Source organism: Facilibium subflavum (assembly GCF_003574485.1).
Classification (GTDB): Bacteria; Pseudomonadota; Gammaproteobacteria; order Francisellales; family Francisellaceae; genus Facilibium; species Facilibium subflavum.
This window is the reverse complement of sequence record NZ_QLIT01000294.1, coordinates 1-1,461: the sequence shown is the minus strand read 5'-3', so window position 1 is coordinate 1,461 and position 1,461 is coordinate 1. Positions and strand designations below refer to the sequence as shown.

Annotated in this window: 1 protein-coding gene; it reads left to right on the top strand. The window is 34.4% G+C overall.

What is annotated here, in order from left to right:
* Positions 1-56 precede the first annotated feature (56 nt).
* Positions 57-1,461 (top strand): hypothetical protein (locus tag DNK84_RS13475; RefSeq protein ID WP_162902494.1); only part of this gene is annotated, 1,405 nt, incomplete at its 3' end.

The following is a 1,461-nucleotide window of genomic DNA, read 5'->3' as shown; positions in this document are numbered from 1 at the left end:
AATAATCTGTAACAGGAATAACTTTGTTTAATTATTATTTGGGGTATATATTTAAAATGTTTAAAAAAAATTTTACTAAGTTAACAGTTTATATTGTTTCAGTATGTAATATTGCATATGGAATGCCACTATATGAACTCTTTGAAACACGTGGTGCTAACCGATCTAATTTAGTTATTAAACCGTACCAAACGACTGAAGGCTTATCATTTGCTAAAGGTCGCAGCTATACAAACGTCGATCTACCTAGTGCAAACTTCACTTATGCTTATAATTTGATTGAGTTTCCTGAGATAGAAGGTGGCGATGGTTTCCACATTACAAAAACCTATGATAACACCATTGATGAAACCTCACTTTGGAATGAAGCTGGCTGGCACTGGCAAGAACCATTAGGTCTTATCAAAAAAGATGATGCAAAATTACTATACAAAGAAATATTATTAGACCTCAGTGCTAATATTAAATTCAGTAGATCCATGCGTGAAGATTATGATTATTCATACGGTAATGTATCAGCAATTTCAAGTAAGGATTTTAAACATAATGACTCTGGTTTTTTTAGTGCAAGCATTGAAGAAACGATGAATGCATTTAAGAGTAGTAAAATGAGCAATGAATCTCAGTTATTTTTACAGCATCATCTGATCCCAGAGGCATACAACTCTTGGGTAAGAGATTACCCACAACCAAAGTTAGACGAGATGTTAAAAGCGTCTCCTTCTCGAGTATTAAACTATGTCAGCGAGGAAGCTTATGAGTATTATGAGCATAAGAATAATTATACAATTCGTTTGCATTCACCACAAACAGGAATAACGGCGTATTTTCAAACCAAAAAAGTTACTCACGAAGAGCTTATGGAATTTTATCATGACTCACGTTTGCTAACACTTTTAAGGGGGCTAGCATATATTTATAAATCAGGGGAAAGATATGTATACGATATGGATAAAGGCGCACTATTGACTGAATTTCACAATACAAAAGCTAATTACACGGCTACTTTCAGTTATCAGCAGCACCCGCTTGACAATACAAACGGGTATAAATATTTATTAACTGACGTCAAAGATAGTGTTGGTCGAAAAGTGCATATTGAATACCCTGATTTTTTGGGAAATGGCTTAACAATACTTAAATATGGTGATGGTAGGACAGTAAGCTTCGAGTCAAATCAAATCTCACAAAGCTCTGCACATGTGTTGAGTAAAATAACTGCTTTTACCGATGAGATGGGCAATAGGACTGAATTATCATACAAATCTGATATCTCTTTGATTAATCAAATCAGTTACCCTTCAGGGCTAACACAATATTTAACCTATAGCGATAGACTTTCGCCAGAATCTTATGCGGAAATAATCTCTAAAGTCAATAGTAAAGATTTTCCAAAAGTAATGCCTGTTTACCCAGTTGAAGAAGACCGAATTACGTCAGCAACTCAAGAACCACTTATAA